Annotated in this window: 7 protein-coding genes; 4 read left to right on the top strand and 3 right to left on the bottom strand. The window is 44.0% G+C overall.

Annotation, left to right across the window (positions count from 1 at the left end):
* Both VB732_RS34905 and VB732_RS34900 read right to left on the bottom strand, forming a co-directional pair.
* A partial coding sequence (locus tag VB732_RS34905; RefSeq protein WP_323235385.1) for a relaxase/mobilization nuclease domain-containing protein occupies positions 1 to 671 on the bottom strand: 671 nt, incomplete at its 3' end.
* Positions 652 to 1164, bottom strand: coding sequence for a plasmid mobilization protein (locus VB732_RS34900; RefSeq protein WP_323235384.1), 513 nt, complete (start codon positions 1162 to 1164; stop codon positions 652 to 654). The genes VB732_RS34905 and VB732_RS34900, both read right to left, overlap by 20 nt.
* Positions 1165 to 1710: 546 nt before the next feature.
* Here VB732_RS34900 and VB732_RS34895 point away from each other — a divergent pair.
* From VB732_RS34895 to VB732_RS34880, 4 genes are all read left to right on the top strand, one after another.
* Positions 1711 to 2175 (top strand): hypothetical protein, encoded by a 465-nt coding sequence (locus VB732_RS34895; RefSeq protein ID WP_323235383.1) that lies wholly within the window; start codon positions 1711 to 1713, stop codon positions 2173 to 2175.
* A 13-nt stretch (positions 2176 to 2188) separates the two neighbouring features.
* The gene (locus VB732_RS34890) at positions 2189 to 2698 is read left to right on the top strand and encodes a hypothetical protein (RefSeq protein ID WP_323235382.1); all 510 of its coding nucleotides are present in this window, start codon (positions 2189 to 2191) and stop codon (positions 2696 to 2698) included.
* Between the two features lie 190 nt (positions 2699 to 2888).
* Positions 2889 to 3356 carry a hypothetical protein gene (locus VB732_RS34885; protein ID WP_323235381.1) on the top strand — a complete coding sequence of 156 codons (468 nt, stop codon included), beginning with the start codon at positions 2889 to 2891 and terminating at the stop codon, positions 3354 to 3356.
* A gap of 136 nt (positions 3357 to 3492) precedes the next feature.
* Positions 3493 to 3969 (top strand): hypothetical protein, encoded by a 477-nt coding sequence (locus VB732_RS34880; protein WP_323235380.1) that lies wholly within the window; start codon positions 3493 to 3495, stop codon positions 3967 to 3969.
* Positions 3970 to 4126: 157 nt separating this feature from the next.
* Here the strand turns inward: VB732_RS34880 and VB732_RS34875 are convergent.
* A partial coding sequence (locus tag VB732_RS34875) for a DNA primase (protein WP_323235379.1) occupies positions 4127 to 6739 on the bottom strand: 2613 nt, incomplete at its 5' end.

Genomic DNA, 6739 nt, shown 5'->3' with positions numbered 1-6739 from the left:
TTCCTAGTCCATCCTGTTCTCACACTGACACTAGCTTGTTGCAGCCGCATGATCAGCGTTGGCATTTGGGGATTATCAACACTAGCCCTATCAATTGTCTGCTGAAGTTCCTCTTTGATAGTGCGTCCTGGTGGCTGCTCAAGTTTACCTAGTTCAAATTCTTCTTGCTCTCGCCTTATGCGCCTGATTTGTCCGGTGCTGGGTGTGCGCTGTAATTTCTCTCTACTACCTTGGACTTGCACTAGGTCATAATCTTGCTCAATCTGTCGCAGGACTTTCTCAGAGCGTACATAATCCCAAGAATCATGCACTACTAGCCCCGTGTCTATCCTGATGCGGCTGGCTGCAATATGGATGTGGTCGTCGTCGGTGTTATGGTGACGGAAGATGACAAACTGATTGGCATCAAACCCCATTTCCTTCATGTAGCGGTCGCCAATCTCGCTCCACTTTTCATCATCTAATTTATCACCCTTAGCTGCTGACAGCGAGACATGGTAAACAACTCGGTCTGCATCAGAATTCAGTTGTCTCGACAGCTTAAATTCTCGCGCCAATTCACGGGCATTTCTTCCGCTCATATTGCCGCCGATTAGTTTGGCATCTTCGCGGGATTCCAAATAATCCAGCAGCTTGCGAAAACCTCTGCCCTTAGTCTGCTTCCCAATCATCGTCTTCCTCTTCTTCCCAATCGTCAGATTCAATATCATCCGAGGCAATATCTCGTCTGCACTGATGCAGCAGTTCTAAAAGCTCTCTTAGCAGTTCTGGATCAGCAGGTAAAGTTCGCCCAACTTTTAAGGCTATGTTGGTTGCCTTAACAAGCTGGTTTAGATTGTTCCCGATTTGTCCTAATTCCCAATATGTTTGCAAGCTAATTTTACTTAGTCGTTTTGGTAATGGACGCATCAACGCATTGTGCCTCATCAGTTCACTCGCTGACATCCCCGCATCAAGTGATTTTATTCGCAGCAGATCCAATTCGATATCACTTAATCTCACTGGAAAAATATGCTTTCGGACTAGAGCTTTTGACTGCTTGCGATTCGCCATAAGTTGAGAAGATTCAGGGACATTGCGCGGGGGGTTTTTCAAGGGGGGCTTCCCCACTTGAACCAGTCTGCCGTTCGAGCGCAGCGAGACAAAGCGTAAGCTTTGAGGCATGGCTGGCTTCTAGCCGAAATACGGGGGTGGTGCAGTGTCAGTTGCTACGACAATACGGAGGACACAGCAGGGGGCTGAAGGCTGGAGTACAAAGGCGTAGCCGTGCTGCTGATCATCCTACAACTTACAGGGGAGGATAGCAACGGCGTAGCCGGAATTTGAATCAAATCAAGCAGGAGATAAATTCTGGGTCGGCGTAGCCAGCATAGAGGAGATAAAAACGGCGTAGCCGCTATATGAAAATTCTCTGCTTCAGCGAAGCTGGCACACAATATAATAGTTCGGCGTAGCTGTAATATGAAAAGATAATTCAGCGTAGCTGTTTTAACTAAATTTCTAGATTCAGCGTAGCTGTAATAGCCAGATTTTTTAGCATGAGCTTGAATAAGACTACCAGCGAAGCTGCCACACTAAAAAATATAAGGCGTAGCCGTAGTACAAAAAGGTAATTCGGCGTAGCCGCAATAGTCAATTTTTTTGAGGATTTTGAATCAGATTTTTTCAAATAGTCGATAATTATCAGTTAATCAATATTCATGAATAACCATGAGTGAGCATCAGAATTCAGAAGTGATTACGAAGGGCAAGATTGATAAGGCCATCAATCTACTGAAGGAGCAGAAGCCGAAAGAGCGAGAGGACATCTCGGACAGAGACGCAGTGAGAAAAATGAGGCGGTACATTGAGAAGCTGACTTCTGACAAGTATGGCTACACTTACGATGAAGTCTCAGAGATGCTGAAGGGTCTGGGGATTAATTTGACTGGTAGCAGAATCAAATATTTAATAGGTGAGTTGAAGAAAAGCAGCCGTCGCCAGCAAAAGACATCTTCAAGCGACGACAAAAATCGGTCATCAAATCCGGCTACTGAAACTCAGCTAATAGTTGTAAATACTGTGTCAGATCAAGCTAGTAGTGAGCCAGAGGAATCAACAGTAAATAGTGCAAAGGGCAAGAGAAAAAGTAAACAGCCAGCACCCCAGCAGCAACAGGCTGAATCAAACCTGTAATTAGAAAAATCCTATGAACATAGAATTATTAATTGGAACATGGCTGTTAACGGGAAGCATTTCTCTAAACAGCGACATAAAATTTATCGGTGATGAACCAGATCCGAATGGTGTCGAAAATTGGTTGAATGGTAACAGCAACAATTTAATTGATCAGGTAGAAGCAACCGAAGGACTTACTCTAACTATCTCATCAGATGGGAAATTTTTTGAAGAAAGAATAGGCGAACCAAAAGTTTATTGGTTTGATAGTGAAGGGGTATTGGAGTCTGAAGTTATACCGTTTAACGGTCATCTAAGTTTCTATGACTCTAAAGCCTTCTTATTGGTTGATGATCTGGTATCGTGGGCTGTACCTAGCGATGAAGTTAATAAAAAAAAGCTCAGATACGACGATGGTGACACGAAAATAGCTGATAGCATTGAAGTTCAAGGCTCACAGCTTATACGAACCATCTCAGTAGTAACGGATGAACTTTACTTAGATAGAGTGATTATCGTATACAAAAAAGCAAATAAGTGAAGGTATGCGCTAACCGCTTTTAATCGTCGTCTAAGTTAGCCAAATTTTTATTACTACCGCTATTAAGACTATCTACATAGCAGGAGTAATATTTTTTCTTTCCGTAGCCCAGGCAGCAACAACATAGAAACAATGGCATCCTAGTTTTAGTCTTTGAACGGGTCAAGTTAGCCACATAATAGGAATCAATATGGGAGAAGCTAAAAGGCGCAAGAAGTCAGACCCCAATTGGGGTAAATCGGGAGGATTTAAAAAGTCAGACCCCAATTTGGGTAAATCCGAAGGATTTAAAAAGTCAGATCCCAATTGGGGTAAATCCGAAGGATTTAATCATCCCAACAAACCTAAAATCACCTATTTGACTGAATCACATCCCGATTATCAAACCGCCTCTGACATTAAAAATGCTCACTACGCTGGCAAAACTCGTGTTTACCTTGTTCGCTTAGATTATGCCGATGGTGAGTATTTTATCGGCGCAGTCAACACATTCTTAGTCGGTACTGAAATTACAGTCAACGCCATCTGGACTCCCTACCCCAACAGCCAACGCACAGGTCTAGAAATTCTAGACAATATCCGTCGAGATATTGGTTTAAAAGCTAGAGACGAAATGTTTCAGGCCGATGCTGTTCTTCTCGACTTTGAATCTGAATAAATTTTTTAGCAGTTGGGTGCTGGTGAGCGGACAAAGTTTTACCCGCCACCACCAAACGGACAAGGGCAGGTTAAATTTTGGTTGTTTGAGTGACGCACTTTCCACGCACTCTTAAATTCCTAAGAGCAAACAAAAAATGGGTAAAGCAAAACGACAAAGTGGCCTTAATAAAAAACGCGCCTTGCAGAAAAATTATCAATTCATCACAATTTCTGACATTAAAACAGACAAGTTTAATCCAATTTACTCAGAATACGATCTGCAATGCTTAATCCAAAGTGAACAATTTAGATACCTAAAAGAAATTGACGATAGCTATCAAGTATCTCGGCATTCTGCGAGACAATTAATTGCTGCGGAAAATTATCCCCGAATATGCCTAGAACAAAAAATAATTATTGAATTGCTCAAATTCTCTATTAACGATAGAACAAGAGGTGACGACAGATCGCCTTATTGTGGTCAAAATTTCGAGCGAGTACGGGAAATAGGGGAAAAATTAAACAAATTAGGGGGATTTGATTTGATGCGTCTAGCTTGCTCACTTGTTCCTACCTACGACCAGCGTAATCTTGATTATGCTTGGAATGGAATAGGTGATTGGAAAGCTTAACGTTCCATTGGGTTCTCGGCTCAATACCTACAGGGGTTCAAAAAGCGTTTCAAGGCATACTAAACGGGACGCTCACTCAATGATTAAGTACACAATCATGAAGCAGAGCATCTTTTACTACTGATAGGTCAGTAGGAATGAAAACCGATAAATTTTATCAGGTCGCTGTCGGGTTAGTTACGGCTGGCAGTGGGGCAAAGTCTGAGTAAACTTCAGTGGGCAGACAACTCAGTACAATCATCAGCAAGTCAGCCCTAACTTGGGGCGTGCAGAAATTCAAAACTCGCCGCAGTGCAGTATTAGTAAAGATTGTGGCAACTTCAGCGACGTGTTCTAAGGTATCTTCAGGTGATGATTCTGATTCAGCAATCAACATTGGGAAGTATGTACGGGCTAACCACTTTTCATCGTCGTCTAAGTCAGCCAAATTTTTATTACTACCGCTATTAAGACTATCTAATAGCAGGAGTAATAATTTTTTAAAGTGCTGCCAGCCTCCCCAACGCTGGGTAAATCGGCTCACCCATCCTTGGGTAGTGTCTATGATTTTGGCGATCGCCTTTTGTCCAATTTTCTGTTTTGACTGCCAAAGGTGCGTGAATGCTTTGACGATGGCGTGTCCCGTCTGCTGATCTCGGCTACCCGCTTCGGTGCATAGAGAGCAGGCATCAACGCTCTCTAATTTAACTCCTGGCAGTTCCGTTAAAAGGAAACTAAGGTCATAGTCAGCGCAGAAGTAGAATGTTAGCTCCACATTGGAGCGACGATGAGCGCGTAATCGCCCAATCTCTTGGATGATTTCTGCACGGATCAGGTCTGTGAGATACTTTTGGAAAGCGCTGTTTTCATCTTCCAGGTTGACTGGTTCCCCAGTCATCACCTGATATTGTGCTGCTAAAACACCGATGTTTTGGTAGGGAATGCCGAAACTTGCGATCGCATCACACTCACTAAACCTGTTAACACCACGCCCATCGACAAAGTGACCGTATTCTGTGCGGCCCTCGGCTTGGGTTGCAATCTGTTTCCAATCGATAATGCCAAGGTTGGGGCAGAGTTCTTTCAAGGTTTCTTTGAGAGCATTAACACGGGCAGTAAGTGGAGAAGAGCGATTTTTAGGCAGTTTACCCAGCCCAGTGACGTTGACGACTTTTAAATTGCCGTAGTCTGGGCGTTGTTGCTCAATGACTAACACGGGGTCACTGATGCCCAGTTTCAATTTCAATTGCTGGGATTTGAATGTGGCATCAAGATAAATATTAAATTGGGCAGAGTGGGCCAATTCAGTATGTTTGGGGTTTCGGCGGTAAATGCTGAGTACACCCCATTGAGATTGGAAACTACCATCACCTTTCCAAGCTTCAAGAAAGTCAGGCAACCAGTAATTAGGCAAGTCAAGAAACTCCCTGCCTGCCGTTCGCGCACTGTCTTTAACTACCTTTTTGGCAGCATAACGAGCCGCAGAGCTTTTTTTGAGTTGTTTATCTTGGGTAATATCAATTGAGTCCAAGTCCTCTAAAAAAGTTAAATCAGGTTCTACAGTTTGCTGAATCGCTTCAATATCTAAGCCTGTGGGGAAAGGGGGCAGCAGCGCACGGATGCTGGCATCATCAAACCCGTAGCGGTCAGTGGGCTTAAGTTGCTGAGTTAACAGTTGGTGTAAAACTTTTAGTGCAGGTTGTAGCTGTGATAGAAGATTTGGTTCTAACAGTAGCAGTTTGCCGACAGTAGTTTCAAAATCGCCTCGGTTCACATCAACCGAGCGCACGGGCTTGATGAGTGTGCCTGCTTCTTCCCATAACCGCCCAACAGTGAAAGTTTGGTCAGCAGCATTAGTTAAGGTGACTGGTGTAGAGTCTGGGTGCGCTCTGAGTTCAGAATAATTTTGAATAACTGTGCGTTTTTGAAAACGGAAGCCAAAACCGTCACCACTGGCGAAACGGCACTGATTTTTAAGAGAACAACCGCCACAGATGGGACTAATACCGCTCTCTTCAAAATCAAGGCTGCTAAAATTCTTGCTGCGGAAGGCGTTAAATAAGTAAGTCCTGTGACAATTGCCGTCAGTGTCGGCAGTCTCACCCGCTTTAGTCCACAGTTTAAAGTCCGAACCTGTAGGAGTTTTGCGGGTGGGATCTAGTTTAAAGCCGTTGTGCCGCACTGGTAAGTCAACAAAATTCGTCTCAATGGGCAGTGTGGATGGGTTTCTGTGGTTGGCATCCTGGTAAATCAGTTTATCAACGCCGAATAGCCCCGCCGTTAATTGCCCCGCGTTGTAAGACTTGCCTAGTCCAGGGTGAGAATTATCTAAAATTTGCGTCCAGCCCTTAGAAACAGCTTCCACCCAAGCGGTAATGTGTTCTTCTGGCTGGCAGGAGATAGAGATATTGCCTGTAACTTCAGTTATGTAGGGGATATTGCCGGGCTTGTAAATAATTACATTGGGCGAAGGCGTGTCAATTTCGGGTAAGGGCTTGCGTGTTGGTGGGGCTTTAAATCCTTTAAATATTGAAGCAAAAGGAGCGATCGCTTGCCTTAATAAATTTTGGAAGCTGCTCAAGTCCTCTCTGACTCGCCCAAGTTCCCATTGCTCACGGCTAATCAGCCCTTTGTCACGTTGATATGGTTCATACTGCGGTTTAGGGAACCGAAAGCCATACTGTTTGGCAATGTGAAACAGTGTACCGATTGAGATTCCCCCACGTCTAAAACTGCGAATCTTGGCGCGAATGTTCCAAGTCGAACCCTTTATACTGGGCGACCACTGCTC

It is taken from the genome of Nostoc sp. UHCC 0252, assembly GCF_034931145.1.
GTDB lineage: Bacteria > Cyanobacteriota > Cyanobacteriia > Cyanobacteriales > Nostocaceae > Nostoc.
The sequence above is the reverse complement of the archived record's forward strand: the minus strand, read 5'-3'. Positions and strand labels throughout refer to the sequence as shown.